At 65.3% G+C, this 22,158-nt stretch carries 20 protein-coding genes; 5 read left to right on the top strand and 15 right to left on the bottom strand.

Translation table 11 applies throughout. The features are described 5' to 3' along the window. The first annotated feature begins 93 nt into the window (after positions 1-93). Together ABIA65_RS03065 and ABIA65_RS03060 are read left to right on the top strand one after the other, a co-directional pair. The gene (locus ABIA65_RS03065; RefSeq protein ID WP_241402024.1) at positions 94-1,509 is read left to right on the top strand and encodes a glutamine synthetase family protein; all 1,416 of its coding nucleotides are present in this window, start codon (positions 94-96) and stop codon (positions 1,507-1,509) included. 2 nt (positions 1,510-1,511) lie between these two features. Beyond that, a complete protein-coding gene (locus ABIA65_RS03060) occupies positions 1,512-2,534 on the top strand; it encodes a hypothetical protein (protein WP_354522567.1) in 1,023 nt (340 codons plus the stop codon). An 83-nt stretch (positions 2,535-2,617) separates the two neighbouring features. On the opposite strand, the gene ABIA65_RS03055 is transcribed toward ABIA65_RS03060, so the two are convergent. The 4 genes from ABIA65_RS03055 to ABIA65_RS03040 all read right to left on the bottom strand — a co-directional run bounded on the left by ABIA65_RS03055 (position 2,618) and on the right by ABIA65_RS03040 (position 6,268). Then, positions 2,618-3,100: a heme-binding protein gene (locus tag ABIA65_RS03055; protein WP_354522566.1), complete on the bottom strand. Its 483-nt coding sequence runs from the start codon at positions 3,098-3,100 to the stop codon at positions 2,618-2,620. Positions 3,101-3,177: 77 nt separating this feature from the next. Then, positions 3,178-3,648, bottom strand: coding sequence for a hypothetical protein (locus ABIA65_RS03050; RefSeq protein WP_354522565.1), 471 nt, complete (start codon positions 3,646-3,648; stop codon positions 3,178-3,180). Positions 3,649-3,803: 155 nt separating this feature from the next. Then, a complete protein-coding gene (locus tag ABIA65_RS03045; protein WP_354522564.1) occupies positions 3,804-4,388 on the bottom strand; it encodes a 3'-5' exonuclease in 585 nt (194 codons plus the stop codon). A 53-nt stretch (positions 4,389-4,441) separates the two neighbouring features. Beyond that, a complete protein-coding gene (locus tag ABIA65_RS03040; protein ID WP_354522563.1) occupies positions 4,442-6,268 on the bottom strand; it encodes a putative nucleotidyltransferase substrate binding domain-containing protein in 1,827 nt (608 codons plus the stop codon). A 385-nt stretch (positions 6,269-6,653) separates the two neighbouring features. On the opposite strand from ABIA65_RS03040, the gene ABIA65_RS03035 reads away from it, so the two are divergent. Beyond that, a complete protein-coding gene (locus ABIA65_RS03035; protein WP_241402018.1) occupies positions 6,654-8,291 on the top strand; it encodes a GMC family oxidoreductase in 1,638 nt (545 codons plus the stop codon). Next, positions 8,288-8,791 (top strand): hypothetical protein, encoded by a 504-nt coding sequence (locus ABIA65_RS03030; protein WP_354522562.1) that lies wholly within the window; start codon positions 8,288-8,290, stop codon positions 8,789-8,791. Before ABIA65_RS03035 ends, ABIA65_RS03030 begins: the two co-directional genes overlap by 4 nt. A gap of 100 nt (positions 8,792-8,891) precedes the next feature. Here the strand turns inward: ABIA65_RS03030 and ABIA65_RS03025 are convergent, their stop codons facing one another. The 9 genes from ABIA65_RS03025 to ABIA65_RS02985 form a co-directional block, all read right to left on the bottom strand. Next, complete coding sequence (locus ABIA65_RS03025) at positions 8,892-9,701, bottom strand: LLM class flavin-dependent oxidoreductase (protein ID WP_354522561.1); 810 nt, start codon at positions 9,699-9,701, stop codon at positions 8,892-8,894. A gap of 23 nt (positions 9,702-9,724) precedes the next feature. Then, the gene (locus ABIA65_RS03020) at positions 9,725-10,498 is read right to left on the bottom strand and encodes an SDR family NAD(P)-dependent oxidoreductase (protein ID WP_354522560.1); all 774 of its coding nucleotides are present in this window, start codon (positions 10,496-10,498) and stop codon (positions 9,725-9,727) included. A 15-nt stretch (positions 10,499-10,513) separates the two neighbouring features. Next, a complete protein-coding gene (locus ABIA65_RS03015; RefSeq protein WP_502919508.1) occupies positions 10,514-11,044 on the bottom strand; it encodes an acyl-CoA thioesterase in 531 nt (176 codons plus the stop codon). 3 nt (positions 11,045-11,047) lie between these two features. Further along, positions 11,048-12,574, bottom strand: coding sequence for an aldehyde dehydrogenase (NADP(+)) (locus tag ABIA65_RS03010; RefSeq protein WP_354522559.1), 1,527 nt, complete (start codon positions 12,572-12,574; stop codon positions 11,048-11,050). A gap of 75 nt (positions 12,575-12,649) precedes the next feature. After that, positions 12,650-14,098 carry an aldehyde dehydrogenase family protein gene (locus tag ABIA65_RS03005; RefSeq protein WP_354522558.1) on the bottom strand — a complete coding sequence of 483 codons (1,449 nt, stop codon included), beginning with the start codon at positions 14,096-14,098 and terminating at the stop codon, positions 12,650-12,652. 87 nt (positions 14,099-14,185) lie between these two features. Next, on the bottom strand, positions 14,186-15,664 hold the full coding sequence (locus tag ABIA65_RS03000; RefSeq protein WP_241402012.1) for an APC family permease: 1,479 nt from the start codon (positions 15,662-15,664) through the stop codon (positions 14,186-14,188). Between the two features lie 235 nt (positions 15,665-15,899). Next, positions 15,900-16,592, bottom strand: a complete 693-nt coding sequence (locus ABIA65_RS02995) for a GntR family transcriptional regulator (RefSeq protein WP_354522557.1) — start codon at positions 16,590-16,592, stop codon at positions 15,900-15,902. Positions 16,593-16,676: 84 nt separating this feature from the next. Beyond that, the gene (locus ABIA65_RS02990; protein WP_241402010.1) at positions 16,677-17,729 is read right to left on the bottom strand and encodes a proline racemase family protein; all 1,053 of its coding nucleotides are present in this window, start codon (positions 17,727-17,729) and stop codon (positions 16,677-16,679) included. Positions 17,730-17,824: 95 nt separating this feature from the next. Next, positions 17,825-18,715, bottom strand: coding sequence for a dihydrodipicolinate synthase family protein (locus ABIA65_RS02985; RefSeq protein WP_241402009.1), 891 nt, complete (start codon positions 18,713-18,715; stop codon positions 17,825-17,827). A 199-nt stretch (positions 18,716-18,914) separates the two neighbouring features. On the opposite strand from ABIA65_RS02985, the gene ABIA65_RS02980 reads away from it, so the two are divergent. Then, positions 18,915-20,747 carry a putative nucleotidyltransferase substrate binding domain-containing protein gene (locus ABIA65_RS02980; protein ID WP_241402008.1) on the top strand — a complete coding sequence of 611 codons (1,833 nt, stop codon included), beginning with the start codon at positions 18,915-18,917 and terminating at the stop codon, positions 20,745-20,747. On the opposite strand, the gene ABIA65_RS02975 is transcribed toward ABIA65_RS02980, so the two are convergent. Beyond that, complete coding sequence (locus ABIA65_RS02975; protein WP_241402007.1) at positions 20,725-21,612, bottom strand: LLM class flavin-dependent oxidoreductase; 888 nt, start codon at positions 21,610-21,612, stop codon at positions 20,725-20,727. The genes ABIA65_RS02980 and ABIA65_RS02975 overlap by 23 nt on opposite strands. A 248-nt stretch (positions 21,613-21,860) precedes the next feature. Further along, positions 21,861-22,148, bottom strand: coding sequence for a WhiB family transcriptional regulator (locus tag ABIA65_RS02970; RefSeq protein ID WP_305853318.1), 288 nt, complete (start codon positions 22,146-22,148; stop codon positions 21,861-21,863). Positions 22,149-22,158 lie beyond the last annotated feature (10 nt).

Below are 22,158 nucleotides of genomic sequence, written 5' to 3'. Positions count from 1 at the left end.
ACCCAGGTCACAAAATGTCTATAAAATGGACCAGTAGCCCTTTGGCTATTCAGCTTAGCCATCAAGATCCGCTTGATGATCGAGGAGAACCTCATGAAAATTCGTACCGACGACTTCACCGCTGCGGGCCCCGCCGGATGCAACGACCAACCGCTGCCGGCGGGGATCTGGTCGCTGTCGGCACTTCGGGAGGCCGTAGATGCTGGCCGCATCACGAAGGTGCTCCTCGTGGCCGCAGACAATATCGGGCGGCCGCTGGGTGAGCATTTTCCCGCGCGACGCTTCCTCAACCATGTCGATGACTACACGACGTTCCGCATTCCGCTGATGGTGTGGCAACTCGACATCGAGCAGGACCCCAATCCGGATCTCGAGCACGTCGGCGGGCTCAGCAATGGTGGCCCGGACTGCTACCTCAAGCCGGACCTGAACACGCTGCGCGTGTTGCCGTGGATTCCTGATACCGCGTTCGTCATCTGCGACCCCGTCCTGGCTGACGGATCGATGCTGGAGATCGCTCCGCGGCAGATCCTCAAGCGCCAGCTTGAGCGGCTCGCCGAACACGGTGCGACCGTGCAGTGCGCCTCCGAACTCGAGTTCTACTTGTTCGACCAGAGCTACGAGGACGGCTGGCGGACCAACTATGGCCAACTGACTCCCGCGTCGCGATACCGGGCCGCCTACGATCCGCTCGTCGCGATCAACCACGAACCCTTCATCAACGCCGTGGTCGAGCAGATGGAACAGTCCGGTGTCGAGATAGAGGCACTGTCCTGCGAATATGGGCTGGGGCAGCAGGAAATCAACCTTACCCACACCAATGCCTTGGAGATGGCGGACCGCCACTTCATCTACAAGTTCGGCGTCAAGGCCATAGCGACGCGGATGGGGTTGTCGGCCACGTTCATGGCCAAGTGGGACGCCACCGGGGTCGGAAGTTCGTGTCACATCCACACAAGCCTGTGGTCGGGCGATGGGTCGAGACCGTTAGGCGACGGCGAACTCTTCGATGGCTTCGTCGCGGGCCTCGTCGCGAACGCTCGCGATACCTGTCTGATGTACGCACCGAACCTCAACTCCTACCGACGTTTTCAGCCTCACTCGTTTGCCCCCACGACAGTGGCATGCGGTGACGACAACCGGACCCTGTCCTTTCGCGTCATCGGACAAGGCCCGACTCGTCGGGTGGAGAACCGCATCCCAGGTGCCGACGTGAACCCCTACATCGCCATCGCCGGCGCTGTCGCGGCTGGGATCACCGGGATCGAACAGCACCTTCCATTCCCCGAACTCGTCGACGGTGACGGCTACGCACGCACCGATCTTCCCCAGCTGCCTCGGTCGCTGACGGATGCCATCGATCTCTTCGCGACCAGTGAGTCGGTGAGGAAGGCGCTGGGCAGCGAAGTGCACGCCCATCTGCTGACCGTCGGTCAAGGCGAGACCAACGCGTTCCTCAGTCAGACGGTCACGGACTGGGAGCACCATCGCTACTTCGAACGGGTGTGAGCATGCCGCCCCCGCTCGTCTACAGCGAGTTGCTCGGACACCTAGTGCGATCCGAACCATGGCTGGATCAGGGCCGCTCCAGCTATGCTCGCGCGGGCGACGCTCTGAGTTCGAGCGACTTCGAGACCGCCGAAGCGTACGGGCGAATCACAGTCCAGGAAGCGCAAGAGGCGTACGACCTTTTTGCCGCGTGGCTGATCGAGATTCCGCGGATTCTGACGGCCAACGGGGTGCCGCCTGAGGCCGTCGATCAACGCCTGGGGGCAATCGCCGCGGAGATCGGCGAACATCAGCTCGATGCGGGCTGGCGAGCCTACCGCGGACTCGTAGACGATTTCGCCGAGGCATGTCAGGGCTCCGATTCGGGCTTGGCCGCTGTGCAATTGGAGCGGGCTCGAAGCGCCTGGCAACTACATCATGATCGTGCCTGTGACACAGTGTGTGCACTCTTCGATTTTGCCGCGACGACATTGGGCGAAGAGTTCGTCGGTACCTTGTGGGATTCGTTGTTGGCCGGGATGTACGAGCGCTCGGCATCGGTCTACGACCCTGACAACTTGCCATGGGACCAGTCGGTGCAACGGCTGCTCCTCGACATCTTCGAGGCAACGCGCGGTCATCTCGCCGGCGCTGATCGAGACGGGTCCTTCGCTATCTCCGAGGAGGACGACCGGTGGGTGATCACCTTCGCTCCGTGTGGCTCTGGCGGCCGGACATATGAATCCAGCTCGGCCGCAGAACTTTCCGCTGATTCCGAATCCGCTCGCCGCCCGTCGGTGACGACGGGAGAACACGACTGGGCCTGGAACACACCTGGGGTCTGCCTGTACTGCACCCACTGCTGCCAGCTGCAGCAGCGTGCGCCGATCAAACGACTGGGGTTTCCTCTTCGAGTCATAGATCCGCCCACTCAGGGGCAATCAAAACCGTTGTGCACGTGGTCGATCTACAAGGATCCCGCCAAGGTTCCCGACGACGCGTACACCAAGGTGGGTTTCGATCCGCCGCGCCGAGATCCGCGGTGAGTGGTCGCCGCGAGCCGGCCACGCTGGGTCGGCCGTGACCTCGAGCGCCTTTGGGTCCCTTACTGGGCGCTGGCAGGTATACGCTAGGCGCCGAACGCGGTCAACGCGTCGATGACGAAACGGTGATCGTCTTCTCCGGCGAGTCCTGATACGCCGACGGCGCCGATGAGCGACCCGCGTACTCGTAGAGGTACCGCCCCGCCTGCCAGCGCAATGAAGGCTCGGTCGTATCCGCCTTCGGCGAAGTAGTCGGAATCGCCGGCCCACTGTTTACAGGCTGTGGCAAAGGACGAACAGTTGTGCTTGGCGACCGCCCGGAACTTGCGGGCAAGCCAATCGTCATTGGTGGCCGACGCGCCGCTCAAGGCGCGATGAAGTACCTTCTGCTCGCCAAAGTGGATGGCTATCGCGACCGGCAGGGCCTGCGCCGATGCCGTCGAGGCCATAGCGTTGCCGAGAGCCCATGCATCGTCGTACGAGAACCGGTCGAAGTCGATGGTGTTCTCTTCTGCCAGTACGGACTCGTATAGGTCGAGCCACCCTGAAGAATCGCTGGGCAAGTGCATGTTGTCCTCCGAGGTGGTTTTGCGACCCGTCACAGCCTGGGCCTTTGTCGACAATAGACCACGATATGCGGGGATCGCTAGTGACGCGGGCCATCGTGGTGTGTTTGCACTGCTTCCCTGAAGGCGGTGACCTCAGCCGTCTCGTCGCTGCCGACCTCTTCGGTCGCCAAGAAGACCGCCACCAACCGCGCAGTCGGATCCGCTGTCAGCGCGGGCAGATAGCGATCACGCCAGGTCCAGAGATTCGGGTGTGGGTGCTCGGCAAAGGCCTCGGCGGGTGCCAGCTGCGTGATCGCGCGTTCGAGCTCGTCTCGGTCAAGCGTCAATGACGTAGTCCCACGCCGATAGCCGGTCACGTCCGCCATGACCACGCCGGGCAGCGAGATTCGCCCGACATTCACAACCTGGAAGTGTTCGGCAGAAGGAGTGGGGGCGTCTCCCGGTATGAGTCCGACACCGTGGGCGTATGGCGGATGCCAATCGCTCAGCGTCGCAGCGAGGCGATCGTGCTCTGCTGCAATGTCCTGCGCCGTACGCCACTGTTCCATGGCCGATCCTCTCGGTAGGCGGGGCTGGCGAAGCCGGTGCTCGCCGCCCGCCAGTATTAGTTGTTTGTCGACAATGTGCAAACGGGTCAGGTCGCATCCGCGCGCAACGGACCACGATCGGAGTTCTACGGAAACCGCAACCGCCACAGCGTCGCTCAGTGTGGCCAGGGGCGATCGGCGGCGGTCAGCTCGATGAGATCGTGAGCGGTGGAGTAGCCGCGGTGCACCAATGTGGTGGCGAGCGCCAGGAAGACCTGCGCGGTGGTCGTGGCGTCGCCCAGCGCGTGATGCGGGCTCACGACAGGAAGGCCGACTTCTGTTGCCAGGATTTCCAGGTCGGGTTCGCCACTACAACGCGAAGCGCGAGTGCCGGCCGCGCGCGCCATCGCCGCGGTGTCGATGATGCTGCAGCGCAGCCGTTTTCCACACGCCTTGAAAGCGCGCGTCAAGAAGGCCTCCTCCACCCAGGCGGCGTGGGCGACGAGCACGCGGCCGGTGAGCATCTGGTCGACCGTCGTGACAGCCTCGGAGATCGGTGGCGCGTCGCGTAGGTCGGAGGGAAGCAGGCTATGGATGGTCATCGATTCGGGCGAAACCGCGCTGTCAGGGTGAACCAGTCCGTATCTGTTCTCAGCAGCGATGATTCGTCCGCCCCGGATGATCGTCGCGCCATACGACACGATGCTGTCTCGGCGCAGGTTCAGCCCGGTGGTCTCCAGATCGACGACGGCGTACTCCACGTCTCGCCAGGGCCGTCGAAGTGGATGGGACTGGCCGCGCCGCAGATTCAGCTTCACCCGAGCCGCCCCACCCAGTCCGCACTGAGTCGGTCCTGGACCTCGGCAACTGATCGGAATGCCTCGCGTAGGTATCTACGCGTAAGGGTGTCCAGGTCTTTCGGGGAGACCCAGGTTGTCTGCCTGACGTGATTGGCGCGCATGCCGGATATCTCCTTGTCCAGGAGTAGTCCGTAGATGTACTCGTAGGCTCGGGTCAGTGTCTCGGACTCGTCGTCGGTGAGCAGGCCAGCAGACTGACCGCGTTGCAGGCGCGTCAACGTGTTTCCCCGGTCGTCGCTGGTCACGATGGCGATCCACCGGCCCAGCGACGTGATCGGCAGTAGACCTCCGGCTTTGAGATCCAGGTGGCCGCGGTGCACACCGGAGTGCTCGACCACGAAATCCCGGACGAATCCGACCGGCGGCCGAGCCGCTATGGTGTGGCGCAGCAGGCGCGTGAGGTATTCGCGGCTTCGCGCGGTGGCGAGCATTGCATCGGAGACGGAGCGCCCCACGACCATCCCGGTCACCGGCCGGCTGTCGGCGATGATCGTCGAGAGCATTATCGCGTTGTCCTGGGTGGGCGTGCTGATCCACGAACTGGCCAGGGTTGCGAGTTCCGCTTGTGATCGCGCGAACACCGGGTTGGTGGCGCCCATCTGCTCGACTCCGACGTTGAGGCGACATCGCTGCATGTTCTCGATCACGCGTGCCGCCCAGCGACGCAGGGCGGAGTCAGGGGGCGGGCCGTTCGGCAGGTCCTGCCACACGAGAGCTGTGCTCAGAGTGGAACGTGGCAGGGGTTCGCGTCGTGCGACTGCCCCCAGCAACATCCACGATGTCTGGTGGGGAACGGCGTCATCTCCGGCATCGGTGAGGTCGATGACTCGCGCCGCGAGAGCGTCGATGACCGCCGATAACAACGCCGCGGTGTGCATGACGGATATGCCGGTGTCGCACAGGTCCAACCAGGTCCCGGGGACCAGCGCCGCTGCCCGCGCGAGGTCCTCGATGGTGCTGGCGTCGTCGATGGCCCGTCTGATGATCAGCGGATTGCGGACCTCCGCTGATGCAAGGTCAACAACCCGCAGAATGCCGACCGGCTCGTCCCGGGCGCCGGTGACGACGACGTGGTGGTAGCCGCATTCCACCATCTTGAGAAACGCCTCCCCGACCAGGGTGTCGGCGCTGACGCCCGCCGCGGGGAACGATGCCAGGCTGTGAATCGACGTGTGGGCAGTCAAGGTTCCGTTGGCGAGGCCGACTCGGAAGTCGCTGTCGGTGACTATCCCGATTCGTCCGTCGCGGCCCTGGACCAGGGCGCAGGACTGTCCGGCCTCGGTCATGGCCGTCGCAGCATCGGCGACGTCGCCGTGCATCGGGCACCACACGACGGGCCGCATGTGATCCCGCGCCGATCGCATCGCCTGATCGACCAGGCCCGAACGGGTCAGCCGCTCGCGGGTCACCAACGACCCGCAATGACTGAACTGCAACCGATCCGGACGGCGTAGGTGGGGCCGGGGATCCGGGAATAGGTAGCACAGGGTGTCGCTCGAAGCGCGCACGGTGAGTGCAGGACGAAGCCCCGAGAGCACCGAGGTCTGACCGAACGTCTCGCCGACGCCCAGGACATCGATCACGCGTTCGCGATCCACGACCTCCACCTCCCCTGAGCGCACGACGTAGAAGTGCGTCAGCATGGTGTCGCCAGCGGTGACGATCGCGGTGCCCGCGGCGAAGTACTCGACCTCGACCAGCCGCGCGAGCGCCTCTAGATCGGTGGCGTCCAGTGCGTCGTATGGGGGCTGACCACCGAGGAAGTCCACGTACTCGCGCATCGATCAGCGCGGTGCGGTCAGGGGTCGTTCGTTGGCTCTGCAGACCACACCGCACCTCCCTTCGTTGCGCATTGTCGACAATAACCTATCCATCCTCTGGGCGGCCCCACGACCGGGCAGGGCTGGCGGTGACGCGATAAGCGCACGTCACGCGCCGCTTTCGTCCGACGCGAGCGGGCAGGCCGGCTGCCACGTCTCGCGCCGAAGGCGCTCACGGATTCGCGCGCATACTTGACGTCGAGAGGGGTAGGCACCACAATCAAATTGGCTCATGTCGACAATGCACAACTGGTTGGATCTCCGCCGGATTGTGTCCGGCGTCTGAGACACCCATCCGTTCGATGCAGCCCGTACGTCGTGACGGTGTCCTTCGAGAGAGGTCCTCATGGCATCAGAAACTTTCGGTCCCGCGAATCCCACGGTCGACGTCCTCGTGATCGGGGCCGGTCCCTCCGGCGCAGTTGTTACGCACACCGCCGCCGCCGCGGGTCTGAGCGTGACGGTGTTGGAACAGGGGGACTGGGTCAATCCGAGTGACTTCCCGGCGAACCACCCTGAATGGGAACTGCTGATCCAGCACGACTGGTCACACGATCCCAACGTCCGTGACCTTCCGTCGGACTATCCGGTAGACGTCTCGGAGTCCGATATGTGGCCGGTGATGTTCAACGCCGTCGGCGGCAGTTCCATCTTCTACGGCGCGGAATGGCCCCGTCTGGTCCCCTCGGACTTCCGGGTGAAGACACTTGACGGTGTTGGCGACGACTGGCCTATCTCCTATGACGACCTCAAGCCCTACCACGACGAGGTCGACGCGTTCATCGGCGTATCGGGCGTCGACGGCGACACCGCGTATCCCGACGGGCTGGAATACCCGCTGCCCCCGAACCCGCTGGGGAAGGCCGGGATCAAGGGCGCGGAGGCAGCCAACTCATTGGGCTGGCACTGGTGGCCCGGCACGAATGCCATCGCGAGTCAGAAGTTCAAAACCCTTGAGCAGTGCGGTCGTTGGGGTACTTGCGAATGGGGCTGTCCCCAGGGCGCGAAGGCGTCCTTCGACTTGATCTACATGCCCCAGGCCCAGCAACTTGGCGCCAAGATCGTCACCGGCGCCCGAGTCCGCAGGGTCGTGACCGACGATGACACCGGGCTGGCCACCGGCGCGGAGTACGTCGACCGCGACGGTGTGGTGCAGTTTCAGCCCGCCCGCACCGTGGTGCTGTGCGCCAACGGCGTAGGTACGCCGAGGCTGCTGCTCCTGTCCGCCAGTGACAGACACCCCAACGGTCTGGCCAACTCATCGGACATGGTTGGACGAAACCTGATGCTGCACCCCAATTGCAGCGCGCTCGGGTTCTACGAGGAGCCGCTGGAGAGCTGGCGCGGGCCGGCCGGGCAGCTGATCCACTCACTCGAGTTCTACGAAACCGATGAATCGCGTGGCTTCGTGCGCGGCAGCAAGATGCACATCCTGCCGACCCCGGGACCTCTCAACGCCATCGAGGCTCACCGCCAACTCGACTTCGAGGAACTGTGGGGACCGTCAGTGCACGAGGTGGCCCGGCTGGCACAGAACGGGATCTTGTGGGCCGCCAACACTGAGGACCTGCCCGAGCCGCACAACCGCGTAACCCTCTCCCCGGATCTGGTCGACAGCGATGGACTGCCGGCACCCAAGGTCGAGTACCGCATCAGCGAGAACACCCGCAAGATACTGAAATTCACCGTCGATCGCATGGTCGAGCTGCACGAGGCGGCAGGCGCCGTCCGCATCATCACCCAGGAGATCTGGGTGGATCAGCCTGGTCATCTGCTGGGCACCGCCCGCATGGGTGACGACCCGGCGACCTCCGTCGTCGACTCCTACGGCAAGACCCACGATGTCGACAACCTCTACATCGCCGACGGCAGCATCTTCGTCACCTCCGGATCCGCCAACCCGACCTGTACCATCAGCGCCTTGGCGCTGCGCGTCGCCAAGAGCCTCGTTGATCAGGTCGCCGCACGAAAGGCACATGCATGACCTCGAACGGACATCCGACCGCCACCCAACAACGGCTGTCGGTGCCGCCACGGAGCACTCGACCGCCGCGCGCACTCACCGAGACCGAGTTGACGGCGCTGCTGCGCGTGGCCGACTGTCTGATACCCGCGTCAGGCCCCAACCCGAAAGCCAGTGACGCCGAGCAGTACACGGCATATCTGCAGCTGGCACTCGCGGCTCGGGCAGACGTGTTCGACGCCGTCGTTGGCGGAGCCGGCGAGCTCGCCGAGATTCCCGAGGACGAGTTGTGGAACGCGCTGAAGAAGATGTCGGCTGAGGACAAGTCCATCTTCGACCCGCTGTCTGCGGTACTTGCCGGCGCCTACTTCATGACCCCGCAGGTCATGAAACTGATCGGCTATCCCGGCCAGCACCGCGATCCCGCACCGCTGGAACTGGCCGCCGACGAGATCGGCAGCGGAATCCTTGACCCGGTGCTGGAACGCGGCTTCATCTACGTCTCAGCGGCCGGCGAGTAGCGCCGACAGCGCCTTCCGCGACACAACAAGGCCAAATGGACTCAGCGCCGTGGGTTTTCACCCACGGCGCTGAGTTCTTTCGTTGATGTCCCGTGCCGGCTCAGAAGTCTGATGCGTCGGGTCCAGCGAGTACCAGCGGGCGCAGGTCGCTGATCCAGTCGTTGTGAAGGCGTGGCGGTTCGCTGACGCGCCAGTTCAGCCCGGCGACTTCGAGGTCGCGGGAGCGGATTCCGGCGCGGGCGGTGGTGGTGATGACGTAGTTGTCATCACGGTCGAGCCTGTCCCTCCACGCGTGCACGTCGGCGGGAGTGAGCCCTTGAAAGTCCTTGGTGAGGGTGAAGACTCCGTCCCATCGCCGAGCGCGCGCCAACGGACCACGGTTGGTGCCAATGGATGCGACCCAGATCGGCGGCCGTGGATGTTGATATCCCCTCGGACTCAGATGCGCGCGCACCGTGTACGCGGGCCCCGCGTGGTCAAGCGTTTCGCCGGCGAACATCGCGTCGATGATGCCGAGGCCCTCGTCCAGTAGTTCGGCGCGTGCCCGGAGGTCGGTCGGCTCGCCAAAGTCGGCGAACTCCTCCTTGGGCGGGGCACCCAATCCGAACCCGGCGATGACGCGGCCGCGGGCCAGATGATCGATGGTGATGATCTCCTTGGCCACCTTCCAGGGGCGCCGACGTGGGAGCGCGATGACCATGGGACCGAGTGTGATCCTTGAGGTCGACACGGCGATCGCCGAGAGGAGCGAAGCGGGGTCAAGCACGTCGACGCGCTGAGACGCATCGGTCTGCAGGGTGTCCCAGACGAAGAACCCGTCCCACCCCGCCTCTTCGGCCTGCATCGCCAATTCGACGATGGCGTTGGGGTTTCCGACGTTGGGTACGTTGAGTGCCTGTTTGAGGGTCATGAACGTCTCCTGATCGCGATCGACTAGTGCTGGTGCGGCGCCGAGCCGTAGCACGCCGCCGTGGTCCCTCCGTCGAGCGCGAGCGCGGTGCCCGTGGCGGTGCCGGCGTGCAGCAGCCACACCGCGGCGTCGGCGACCTCGGCGGCGGTGGCGATGGCGCGCAGCGGAACTCGACCGACCTCGGCCTCGTAGGCCCGATCGAGGTCTGGGGCCAAGGCAAGCTCGCTGTGCAGCATCGGGGTGTCGACCGGTCCCGGGCACAACGCGTTGACCCGCACCCGGGGGGCCAATTCGGCGGCCAGGGCTCTGGTGAGTCCGAGGACACCGGCCTTACTCGCGCAGTACGCCGAGTAGTGCGGCATCCCGATCGACGCGGCTTCAGAGCCCAAGTTGACGATGCTGCCCACTTCCCCGGAGGCACACATGGCTGCCACCACGGCCTGGCACATGAGGAAGGTGCCGGTGAGGTTGACGCCCAGCGTCGTGTGCCAGTTGTCCGCGGTGGTCTGCGGCAGCGCTCCCGGAACGCAGACACCTGCGGCGTTGATCAACCCGAATGGCGTTCCCAGTTCGTCCACGACGGCGCCGACCGCATCGGTGACCTGCTCGGGGGAGGTCACGTCGCAGGGCTGCACCCAGAACTTGGTGCCGTCAGGAAGGCCCGCCGCGACCTCTCGCAGCGCTACCTCGTTGCGCGCCAGCAGCGCGACAGCATGTCCGCGCTGAGCCAGCAGCTGTGCTGTGGCCGCACCGATGCCGGAGGATGCTCCAGTGATGATGGTTACGGGTAATGCCATGGTAAGTACCAGCTTTCACTCGATGGGTTCGCAGGCGTGTTCGCCCTCGAACTGGCGCCGTTGAGCGCGTCGACGCCGGCGGGCGTCCTCATAACGGCGCATGGCAAGCGGGTCGCGCGGCTGTAACGGTGGTACCTGCACGGGATTACCGTCGCTGTCCACCGAGATCATGGTGAAGTAGCAGCTGTTGGTGTGCCGGGTGACGCCGGTGCGGGGCTCGACGGTGTCGACTCTGATGCCGACCTCCATCGAGGTGCGTCCGGTGTAGTTGATGGCCGCCGAGAACGTGACCAGTTCACCTACGTGGATGGCCTCGCGAAAGAGCACCCGGTCCACCGACAGTGTCACCACGTAACTGCGGGCGAAGGTGCTCGCGCACGCGTAGGCGACCTGATCGAGGATCTTCAGAATGGCGCCGCCGTGCACGTTGCCCGAGAAGTTCGCCATGTCTGGAGACATCAGAACGGTCATGGTGATGGCATGTGCGGGCGTGGCAGGTTCCGCGACCGACGGTGCCTGAGCCGGGTGTTCGTGTTCGACGGTCATCGGTCAGCCAGGCAGCATCAGGACGCCGTTGAGCCTGCGCACGATGGCGCCGAAGCCGTCGCGCAGCTCTTCGGGCAGTACCGACTCCGGTGCGTTCTGGTAGGTCACCGGCCGCAGGAAGCGGCGGATCGCGGTGGCCCCGACCGAGGTGTGCAATGAGTTCGTCGACGGCCACGGTCCACCGTGCGTCTGGGCCCACGACACCGCGACGCCGGTGGGGAATCCGTTGTAGACGATGCGCCCGGCCGCCGATCGCGTGATCTCGGTGAGCCGGGCCACCAGGGCGTCCTCGTCAGCGCCGTGGAGGATGGTGGCCGTCAACGAGTGCGGTAGCACCTCCAGGGTCGAACGGGTGGCTGCCTCGACGTCGGCTGCCGGGTAACGCACGAGAACGGTTACCGGGCCGAAGATCTCCGTGACGAGATCTTCGTGCAGATTCGCGACGGCGGTCTCGAAGGCGATCGGCTCGACGGTGAAACCGGCATCGGTGAGATCCTCGCCAGGATCACCAAGGGTGGCGAGGTGTCGATGCTCCCGGAGGTCGCGGGTTCCGCTGCGGTAGCTATCGAAGATGCGCTCGTTGAGCAGGGGAGCTGCGGCCACGTCGGCCAGGGCTTTCCGCACCGCGCCGGCGAGGGCATCGCCGGCGGCGTTGTCGGGGACGAGGACCAGGCCCGGCTTGGTGCACAGTTGGCCGGCTCCGAGTGTGAACGAGGCGACCAGATCCGCCCCGATCGTCTCGCCGCGCTCCGCGGCAGCCGCAGGCGTGACGATCACCGGGTTGAGGCTGCTCAGCTCGCCGTAGAACGGGATTGGGTCGGTACGTCGGTTGATGATGTCCAGCAGGGCTTTTCCGCCGCTCAGGGAGCCGGTGAAGCCGACGGCCTGGATGGCGGGATGGGCAACGAGGTGAGCACCGGCATCGCGTCCGTACGCGATGCCGATGACGCCCTCCGGTGCCGGTGTCTGGGCGGCCGCCTCGGCCAACACATCGAACGACAGTTTGGAGGTGGCCGGGTGGGAGGCGTGTGCCTTCACCACCACGGGGCTTCCGGCGGCCAGCGCCGACGCAGTGTCCCCGCCCAGCACCGAGAACGCGAAGGGGAAGTTGCTGGCTCCGAAGACCGCGACCGGTCCGATCGGCACCAGCATTCGCCGCAGGTCCGGTCGCGGGCCCATCGGCGTGGTGCCTGCGCGGTCGATGGTGGCTTCGAGGTAACTGCCGTCGCGAATGACGTCGGCGAAGAATCGAAGCTGATAAGCGGCGCGGGTCAGCTCGCCGTCGAGTTTTGCTGTGGCGAAGCCGGTTTCGAGCGCGGCAGTTCTGACGAGTTCGTCGCGGTGCTGCTCCACCGCCTCGGCCATGGCGTCGAGTAGCTCACCGCGTCCGTCGCGGCCCATGGCCTCTAGGCCTGCACTGGCGGCCGCGGCGTGCTCGGCGATGGTGTCGACCTGGTGATCGGGGGTTTCCTCGGTGACGGCCGGGAGTGGGGTTGCGGTGCGGGGATCAACGCCAGCGACGGGGGTCATGATTGCCTTTCGTGTGTAACTTGGCGCGGCCCGCCCGCGGTGGGGCCGGGGCGGGCCGCGATGAGCAGCGGCGGGTCAGGTGAGGTTGATGCCGATCTGCTTGACGCGGGTGAACTCCTCGATGCCGAGTTGTCCACCCTCCTTGCCGTAGCCGGATGAGTTGAGGCCGCCGATCGGCAGGTCAGGCGCGACGACGAGGTGATTGTTGATCCAGACGTTGCCGTAGTTGAGGGCGTTGACCACGCGCATCCCGCGTCCGATATCGCGGGTCCACACCGATCCGGCCAGGCCGAAGTCCACGCCGTTGGCCAGCGCCACCGCCTCGGCCTCGTCGGTGAAGGTCTGCGCGGTCATGACCGGACCGAAGATCTCCTGCTGAACGAGGTCGTCGTCTTGGCTCAGGCCGGTGATGAGCGTGGGCTCCAGGTAGAAGCCCGGCCGATCGGGGCGGTTGCCGCCGTGTAGCACTGTCGAGGAGGCAGGCCGGCCTGCGATCAGCTTCTCGACGCGGTCGAGCTGGTTGGCCGAGATCAACGGTCCCAGCGTCGTGTTCTCGTCGGTCGGGTCGCCCAGGGTCACCTCTTTGAGATTGTCGACGACGGCTTCCAGGAACCGGTCGGCGACGGATTCAGCGATGATGAGCCTGGTGGCGGCCATGCACTCCTGGCCGGCGTTGTACAGGGCGGCACCGACGATGTTCTCGGCGGCCGAGTCGACATCCACGTCGTCGAAGACGATGACGGGCGCGTTGCCGCCGAGTTCGAGGATCGCCCGGTTGGGATTCTGAGCCGCCGCCGCGGCGATGTTGCGGCCGGTGGCCGTCGACCCGGTGAAGGACACCAGGTTGACTCCGGGGTGGCCGGCCAACGCGGCACCCACCACGCTGCCGTGGCCGTTGACGATGTTGAGCACCCCGGCCGGCAGGTGCTGGGCAGCCAAGGCGGCGAATGCAACGGTGGACAGCGGCGTGATCTCAGCCGGCTTGATGACCACCGTGTTGCCGGCGGCCAGGGCGGGCATGATCTTCCAGACCGCCTGCCACAGCGGGTAGTTCCACGGTGTGACACCGGCTACGACGCCGACGGGTTCGCGACGCACGAAACTCGTGGTGCCCGCGACGTATTCGCCGGCTGCCTGACCGCTCAGCACTCGGGCGGCGCCAGCGAAGTGGCGCACCGAATCGGCGATGTCGGGCAGTTCCTCCTTGGTGGCCGCGGTGACCGGCTTTCCCGCGTCGAGCACCTCCAAGCCGATGAATTCGGGTAGGCGGCTGGCGAATTCGATGGAGATGGCGTGTAGCGCCTCGGATCGCTGACGAGCTGAGAGCGCGGCCCACGCCGGTTGTGCGGCGCGGGCTGCGGCCACCGCCCGATCGACGTCCTCGGCGGTGGAGGACGTGAACGATGTCAGTTCCTCACCGGTGCCCGGGTTCAGAACGGTCAGGGTGTCGGTGCCGGAGCCGTTGACCCACTGGCCATCGATGAGGTTGGCGACGGTGGGCACGGTGGGGGCGGTGAATGCCATGGTGCTTACTACTCCTTGGTGGTGTGGCGTGATGTTGCAAACGGCGCGGGGTGGTGTCGACTTGCGGTCGACACCACCCCGCCCGGTTCAGTCGTGGATACCCTCGCGTTCCAGCTTGCCGCGGTGCGCGGAGGGGATGAGTGCGTAGATGCCGAATCCGATGGCGATAGCGACCAGCATGCCCACGCCGACCCGCAGCCAGTCCGACCACACCAAGAGGGCGCACAGCACGATCGACCAGATGATCGCCACGGCGAACACGAACGGTGAGGCCCCTTTCAGGTTGAAGGGATGGTCGGGCAGCTTCTTGCCGAGCACAGCGACGAAGCCCACTGCGACGACCACGCCGTAGGCCATCGCCCACGCCAGTGCTGTCATGGCCGAGAGCACGCTCAGCAGTGAGGACCAGCAGCACACCAGGATCGAGATGAGGGTGACCACGAAGGTGGCGTTCATCGGGATGCGGTTGCCGTTGAGCTTGTGCAACCAGTGCGCCGCAGGCATCTGGCGGTCGCGGGCCTGCGACCAAACCACACGGACCGCAGTCAGCTGCAGCATGGCGATGCACGCCATCAAGGCGACGATCGCCACGGCCTCGAAGATGGTGGTCAGCGTGCTGCCCACGGCCGAGTCGAGGATCAGCTTGACGGGGGTGGCGCTCTCCATCACGGCGCCGACGTCGGGGATGGCCCGCACCAGCAGGTAGAAGAAGATGGTGCCGCCGATGAGTGCTGCGGTATTGGCCAGCACGGTTCCCCACGCGGCGTTGCGGGCGGCGTTCTTGGTCTCCTCGGCGGCGTTGCCGGTCGCATCGAAGCTGGAGATCGTGTAGGCGGGCAGGATCATCGCGAACAGGAAGCCGATCCAGGCGACGTTGCCACCGGGTCCGACGGTGCCTGCGGTGTCGAACAGCACCGACGCCGGTGCGCGGTCGTACTTGGTGACCACGAGCGCGACGATGACCATGATGATGATCGCGGCTTCGGCGACGACACCGATGTTGTTGAGCAGGGCGGCAGCCTTCACACCCGCGATGTTGACCAGGGTGACCAGAACGATGATGCCGATGGCGAACAGGGTGATCTGGGTGCCGGAGAGCTCACCCAGGCCGAACCAGCCCGCGATGAAGGGCACCATGCTCACCGATAGCGCGGCCACGGCCACGGTGTGGGCGATGACCAGCCACCAGCCGCCCTGCCAGGCCAGCCACTGCTGCTTCGGCGCCAGGCGACTGATGATCTGGTAGACCCCGCCGGAGAGCGGGAACGCCGAGACCAACTGAGCGACAGCCAATCCCACGCCGAAAACCTGCAGCGTGCCGCCGATGATGAACGGCCAGAAGGACGCCGGACCGAAGAACCCGAAGCCGACGATGATCGTGGTGAACACCACCGAGCCCACCGAGATCGAGGTGAACTGCACGCCGAAGGACGAGAACAGGCCGAGTGCTCGGTTGAGTTCCTGCTTGTAGCCGTACTTCTGCAGATGGCTCTCGTCGTTGGCTGCGACGTAGGCCAACGATTCGCCATTGCCCGGCGCGACGGGCGGGGGGTTGTCAATTGTCATGGTCTCTTCGCTTCTGAATTGGACGGTCTGGACAGTACGGTTCAAGCCTGTGGTTCATTGTGCGTTGTCGACAATATGCCACCTATATCAGGTGTGCAATACCAAAATGCGATCTGGAGCACACTGATCTCAGCGAGAGGGCGCTGTCACAAAAGCCGCGCTGATCAGCGAAGACACGACAAATCCCCGACAGTGCCGAGGCGCGCCTGGGCAATGTCGGGGCTGGCGAATTCGACTATGCGGAGCGGCCGGAACCCGAACCGAGGTGAGTGTCCTGCAACGGGTCGCCGACCTCGACTCCCGGCGCGAAGTGCACGTGGTGACCGAAGGCCTCGCGGATCCGGTCGTGGTCACCGGTTTCGATGACGGCAATGAGTTCCTCGTGCACGCCGGCCACGTCTTGAGCGGACTGGAAGGCCTCGTGGTCGAAGATGAAGAACAGGCGCAGCTTCAGTTCCCAGTCCTGCCACAGTGCGAGAAGGGTTGCGTTGCCCGACTTCTCGTAGAAGTAGCGGTGGAACGCCAGGTGCTTCTCGATGGCGGACACCAGATCGCGCCCGGACGCGCGGTCGAGCTGCTCAAGGAGCTTGCGTAGTTGCTTCCAGTCGGCATCGCCGAGTCGAGGCAGTGCCTGCGTCACCGCATACGGTTCGAGAAGCGCGCGGATGGCCGCGATCTCGGCGATCGTTTCCGGCGACACCGAAGCGACGTAGGCGCCCTTGAAGGGCACCTTCTCGACCAGACCCTCCTCCTCGAGGCGGCCTAGCGCCTCTCGGACCGGAGAGCGGCTGATCCCCATCTCCTCGGCGATGTGCGCCTCGCGCAACTGCGATCCTGCGGGTAGATCGCCGGACAGGATTGCCCGTCGGATCTGGGCAAGAACCGCGGTCGGCGCTTTCTGGTGTGCCAGCGGGACGAAGGTAGCCACGTCATTCCCCTCTGTGGGATTTAGTCGACAATACACCGCGCCGCTGCGCCGACCGCGGTTTCACCCGCCAAGGCGTTGAGGAGATTAGGACGTCGCCGAGTTTGCCTGCGGGCCCAGCCAGGTGTCCGAGAGGGTGAAGCCGGTCGGGAACGGATCGCTCGGATCGACCCCCACCTTGCTGAAGTCGGTGATCCAGGCCTGGCCTGCGATGCTCGGCACGACGGCCGGCACGCCTCCGACCGTCGTCACGCTTTCGATGACGCCGTCGAAGTGAGTGTCCAGGATCGAGCGGTGGATGAAGTGCTCGCCGGGTGCGATCTGGCCGCGGGCGTGGATGGCTGCCAGGCGTGCCGAGGTTCCGGTGCCGCAGGCCGAACGGTCGATCCGCCCAGGCGAGACGATGACCGCGTTGCGGGCCGTCAGCACACCGTCGATGCGCTGCAGGGGAGTGGTGAACTCGGTTTGGGTGATGCCGGGAAACTCGGGATTCTCGGGGTGCACCGCCGACAGCTGTTCGGCGGCCGCTGTCTTGATCACCTGACCGGCGACGCAGAGATCACGGGCTTCCGACGGTTCGAGAGCGAATCCGACGCTGGCGGCGTCGACGAGAACGTAGGCCATGCCACCCCATGCGACGTCGACGGTCACGGTGCCGTAGCCCGGCACCTCGATGGGGGCGTCGAGGTGGTAGACGAATGCTGGCTGGTTGACGAATCGGACGCTGGTGACCTTGCCGTCGTGGCAGGTGCATTCCAGGTCGATCAGGCCGGCAGGCGATTCGAGGGTCAGGGTGGTGACCGGCTCGGTCATCGGCACCATGCCGGTCTCCAGCAGCACGGTGGCCACGCAGATCGTGTTGCTGCCCGACATCACCGGGTATTCGGTGGACTCCATGATGACGTAGCCCATCGCGGCGGCCGGATTGTTCGAGGGAAGCACGACGTTCGTGGAGCGGACCACGTTGCCGCGCGGCTCGTGCAGAAGTCGCTGGCGTAGATCGTCGCGATGCTCCTGCAGGTAGTTGCGCTTGTCGAGCATTGTGGCCCCGGGGACGTCGCCGATGCCCCCCACGACGACGTTGCCGATCTCGCCCTCGGCGTGGCAGCCGACGACGTCGACCATATTGTTGAACCGCATTGGATGACTCCGGTCTCTCTAGAATCGTGGGTGATGGCACGAAGTCCGTTGGAGACCAACGCAAGTGCGTCGGTCTCCAACGGGTCTAACGACGATCAGCGGTAGCCGTGGGCAAGCGCCTTCTCGGTATCCTTGCGCACCGCGGCGGCGACGTCGGCGGGCAGGGCCAGTCGCGGCGGACGGCATGCGCCACCGCGGCGACCGGCGACGTCCATCGACAACTTGATGGCTTGAACGAACGCCGGCTTGGAGTCCCAGCGCAACAGCGAGTGCAGGTCGCGATACATCGGCAGGGCCTTGTCCAGATCCTTGGCCACCGAGAGTTCCCACAGTTGCACCGATGCGGCCGGGAGCGCGTTGGGATATCCGGCGATCCAACCCTTCGCACCGGCCAGCGCGAGTTCGAACACCACGTCGTCGGTACCGACGAGCACGTCTAGTCCGGGCGCCAGCTCCTGGAGCTCGTAGATCCTGCGCACGTCGCCGGAGAATTCCTTGACGGCGACGATCAGGCCGGCGGAGTGCAGCCGGGCCAACAACGTCGGAGACAGATCGACCTTGGTGTCGAGAGGGTTGTTGTACGCCACGACCGGCAGGCCGGCCGAAGCGACCTCCTCGTAATGGGCGAACACGATGTCGTCGTCGGCGCGGTAGGCGTTCGGCGGCAGTGACAGCACCGCGTCAGCGCCTGCGTCCTTCGCCTGCTTGGCCCAGAACGTGGCCTCCCGCGACCCGTAGGCGCCGGTACCTGGCACCACGCTGAAACCCTCGGGTGCGGCTTCGACGGCGACCTCGACAACCTTGGCTCGCTCATCGACGGTCAAGCACGAGTATTCGCCGAGCGAACCGTTGGGGGTGATTCCCTGGCAGCCGTTCTCGGCCAGCCAGCGGACGTGATCAGCGAATGCGCCGAAGTCGACCGATAGGTCGGCGTTGAACGGCAGTGCGCTCGCTACCACCACGCCGTGCCAAGGCTGCGTGCTCATATTGGAATCTCCTCTGGTTCGGGTCGGGAACATCACAAGTGGATCATTGTGTGTTGTCGACAATGTACTACACCCCATGCGTGGGGGGAAGGCATGCTCTTGCGGCCTCGGCCAACGCGCGCCCTGGGGCTCGAGGTGTTGTTCGACGTATCGGCCTGCGCTTCGCGTATCAGCCGGTGCGACAGGTAATCTCAGTGCAATGGCGCAGCCGATGGACCACGACGACGTTGTCGCGTTTCTCGGAATCCAGCCGCCCTATGACCGACTCGACGCCGAAGACGTCGAACGCCTGGCATCCGCGGCCACCGCCGAGACGTTCCCGAAGGGCGCCACCGTCGTGGAAGCAGACGGCCCCCCGCTGGATCACTTGTACGTCGTGCGTTCGGGCGCCGTGGAACTCAGCGACCGTGGCCGCACCGTCGACGTACTCACCGTTGGCGACACGTTCGGGCACATCTCGGTGTTGTCCGGACTTCCCCCGCCGCTGCAAGCCCGAGCAAGTGAGGACACCACCTGCTACCGGCTTCCCAACCCGCAACGGTTGCTCGAGCATGCCGAGCGGCTGCAATTCGCCACCTACGGAACGCTTGTTGCCCGCGACCGTGTGATCACCTCCGGGGCCTCCTTCGCACGACTCGAACGTCCACTTCACGAAGTCATGCACCCGATTACCTGGTGCGAACCCTCGGACGCGATCCGCGACGTCGCAACGGCCATGACGCAGGATGGACGCTCCTGTGCGCTCTACCGCGAGCGTGACCGCATTGGAATCGTCACCGACGACGACTTCCGCCGCCGCGTGGCAACCGGTGAGGTCGGAGTGGACGCACCGGTATCCCTCATTGGCAGCACCCCGGCGATCTCGATGATCTCGGAGAACACCGTCAGCACCGCCTACCTGTTCATGGTCGAACGCGGAATTCACCACCTGGTCATCGACGATGCCGCCGGTACCCCGGTCGGCATCACCCGGGTGGTCGACATGGCCGCCGCTGAGGTGCGCAATCCGCTGATGATCCGCACTGCGATCACCTCGGCGATGACCGTGTCCCAGCTCGCCGAAACCTGTCGGCTCTTGACTCCGACGACGGTGGAGCTGTGGGAATCCGGTGTCGGGGCCGAGCATCTGGGCCGACTGCTAGCGGCGATGATCGAGGCCGTGTATGTCAGAGCCATCGAATTGTGCAGTGACACAACGCCGCTGGCTGATCTCGACTGCGCGTGGATGCTGCTGGGCTCACTAGGCCGCCGCGAACCGCTGCCCAACTCCGATCTCGACACGGCGGTGTCCTGGGTCAGCCCGGCGGGGACGGCGGTGTCACGGGAGCAGGCCGCCGCCGGCGCCGAGCCCCTCATCGCCGCCTTGGCCCAGTGCGGCCTGCAGCCGTGCCCGAAAGGCCTCAACGCATCGTCCCCGCTGTTCAGCCGCCCCAGCCAACAGTGGCGCGATGTCGCTCAAGTGTGGCGCACCGCGCCGAACGACACCGATAACCTCCTCTTGGCCTCGACGATGCTCGACGCGCGACCGGTGACGCACCCGGAGCTGACTCAAGGGCTCCGCACTAGCTTGACCACCGGACACGGACGCGATCAATTCGCCCGCGCAATAATGGATTTCGCACTGCATGACCGCCCGCCCAGCGGGTTTGTTCGAGGATTCGTCATCGAGCACTTCGGCGAACGGAAGAGCCGCCTCAATCTCAAGCGAGCCGGCCTGCGGCCCGTCGCCTCGCTGGCCCGCGCACTTGCCCACCGCACCGGCGACGTGGTGGGAACGACCCCGCAACGCTTGGCCCGCGCGCACCAGGCGGGGCTGCTCAACGCCGAAGAAGCCGACACGCTCGTCGGCGCGTTCCAGCTGTGCTATCAGATCGTGTTCGATTCCCAGATCGAGGCGATCAAATCGGGAGGCTCCGCCGAGTCAGGAGTGGACCCGAGAACCTTGGACAGTTCAGAACGCCGCCACTTGCGCAGCGCGTTCCGGGCCGTCAGCCATATCCAAGACCGCTTCAGCCGACGCTACTTCGCGTAGACGCCGCACCCCTCCACGCCCTGACGAGATCTTTGACGGCCGCCAGAAAGTCTGGTGTGTCAGCCTCGTCGCCGATCGGTTGGAGGATCACCGTGTCGAGCCCCGCCGCACTGTAGGGCGCAATGCCACCGCTGATATCGCTGACAGAACCACCGACCCCGAATTCCGAGACGGGCGTTACGTTCCAGCGCTCAGCCTCCGCGGCCAACCGCGCAACGGAGCGTGCACCCGGCGCACAGGCGACGTACATCACTTGGCGAAAGAGCGCGGGGTTTTGGAGGCGTCGCCCCTGATCGACGTGGCCGAGCGCGGCACGCACGCTGGAAGCGGTCTGCTGGCAATCCAGGATGACACCGTCGGCGAACTCGCCTGCCAACGTCAACGTCTTGGGGCCAGCGCCGCCGATGAACACGGGAACCGGGACATCGGGTACGAATTCGAGGCGTATCGCATCGAGCTGGACGTAGTCGCCGGCCATGCTGACTGTGTCCCCCGCCAGCAGGCGGCGCAGCGCTGTCACATACTCGCGCAACAGGGTTAGAGGCGAGGACACCGCGGCTCCCGCTTGACGCATCCACTGCTGCACGCCGTGGCCAATCGCCAGCTGCACACGGCCGGGGAACATCGTTGCGAGCGTGGAGATCTCCAACGCCGTGGCGACCACGCTGCGTAATGGGGCTGGCAGTACTCCGACGCCGACTACGAGCGATTCAGTCTCTGCGAGAGCGACCGCTGCTTGTGCGATCCCGCCCTGCAGAAAGCAGTCCTCCCACAGCCACAATTCGTCGATGCCGCCCTGTTCGACCTCACTGGCGAACGCTGCGAGCGCGCGTGGATCGAAGTCCGGCCGCCAAACCACACCCACGCGCGCGGGGATACCATTTGCCGTCGTCGGCTCAGACACAACCATTCACAACCATCTTCTTAAATCGGCGACTGACGACTACGGATCGCTCAGCGGGCGCCGGTACCAAGCGCACGCCCCTCACATGCCTTCTATGTCTCGCCCACACAGTCTCTGCCCGCGCATCGAAGTGCTCGGCAGTGCCAAAAATGATAGATGATTGTCGACAATGCGCAACTAGTCGTGATCTGCGTTGCCGCGGTCCTCGGCTAGACGGGCGGAAGCAGCGCGTTTCGCTCCTCTTCGGTCAACCCGCCCCACACCCCGTATGCCTCGTGGTGCGTCAGCGAGTGCTCTCGGCACTCCACTCGGACCGGGCACTGTTCGCATATCTGCTTGGCGCGTTGCCGTCGGTGCAGACGTGCCTTGCCGCGCTCCCCGTCCGGGTGGAAGAAGATCGACGGATCTTCGTCACGGCACCGGGCATTCACTCGCCAACCCCACGCATCGGGGCCGAGGGCTTGATGCGGGTTGGGTCGGAGGATGGGGACCGGCACGGATTCTCAG

The organism is Mycolicibacterium sp. 624 (assembly GCF_040548615.1).
Taxonomy (GTDB): domain Bacteria; phylum Actinomycetota; class Actinomycetes; order Mycobacteriales; family Mycobacteriaceae; genus Mycobacterium.
Note: the sequence above shows the minus strand (reverse complement) of the source record. Positions and strands in the feature narration are given on the sequence as shown.

What these genes read in the sequence shown, in the direction of transcription:
- ABIA65_RS03025 (WP_354522561.1), bottom strand. Translation starts at nt 9,701, where the DNA reads ATGACCCTCAAACAGGCACTCAACGTACCCAACGTCGGAAACCCCAAC.
- ABIA65_RS03015 (WP_502919508.1), bottom strand. Translation starts at nt 11,044, where the DNA reads ATGACCGTCGAACACGAACACCCGGCTCAGGCACCGTCGGTCGCGGAA.
- ABIA65_RS03030 (WP_354522562.1), top strand. Translation starts at nt 8,288, where the DNA reads ATGACCTCGAACGGACATCCGACCGCCACCCAACAACGGCTGTCGGTG.
- ABIA65_RS02990 (WP_241402010.1), bottom strand. Translation starts at nt 17,729, where the DNA reads ATGCGGTTCAACAATATGGTCGACGTCGTCGGCTGCCACGCCGAGGGC.
- ABIA65_RS03000 (WP_241402012.1), bottom strand. Translation starts at nt 15,664, where the DNA reads ATGACAATTGACAACCCCCCGCCCGTCGCGCCGGGCAATGGCGAATCG.
- ABIA65_RS03040 (WP_354522563.1), bottom strand. Translation starts at nt 6,268, where the DNA reads ATGCGCGAGTACGTGGACTTCCTCGGTGGTCAGCCCCCATACGACGCA.
- ABIA65_RS03005 (WP_354522558.1), bottom strand. Translation starts at nt 14,098, where the DNA reads ATGGCATTCACCGCCCCCACCGTGCCCACCGTCGCCAACCTCATCGAT.
- ABIA65_RS03035 (WP_241402018.1), top strand. Translation starts at nt 6,654, where the DNA reads ATGGCATCAGAAACTTTCGGTCCCGCGAATCCCACGGTCGACGTCCTC.
- ABIA65_RS03050 (WP_354522565.1), bottom strand. Translation starts at nt 3,648, where the DNA reads ATGGAACAGTGGCGTACGGCGCAGGACATTGCAGCAGAGCACGATCGC.
- ABIA65_RS02980 (WP_241402008.1), top strand. Translation starts at nt 18,915, where the DNA reads ATGGCGCAGCCGATGGACCACGACGACGTTGTCGCGTTTCTCGGAATC.
- ABIA65_RS03055 (WP_354522566.1), bottom strand. Translation starts at nt 3,100, where the DNA reads ATGCACTTGCCCAGCGATTCTTCAGGGTGGCTCGACCTATACGAGTCC.
- ABIA65_RS02985 (WP_241402009.1), bottom strand. Translation starts at nt 18,715, where the DNA reads ATGAGCACGCAGCCTTGGCACGGCGTGGTGGTAGCGAGCGCACTGCCG.
- ABIA65_RS03060 (WP_354522567.1), top strand. Translation starts at nt 1,512, where the DNA reads ATGCCGCCCCCGCTCGTCTACAGCGAGTTGCTCGGACACCTAGTGCGA.
- ABIA65_RS03010 (WP_354522559.1), bottom strand. Translation starts at nt 12,574, where the DNA reads ATGACCCCCGTCGCTGGCGTTGATCCCCGCACCGCAACCCCACTCCCG.
- ABIA65_RS03020 (WP_354522560.1), bottom strand. Translation starts at nt 10,498, where the DNA reads ATGGCATTACCCGTAACCATCATCACTGGAGCATCCTCCGGCATCGGT.
- ABIA65_RS03065 (WP_241402024.1), top strand. Translation starts at nt 94, where the DNA reads ATGAAAATTCGTACCGACGACTTCACCGCTGCGGGCCCCGCCGGATGC.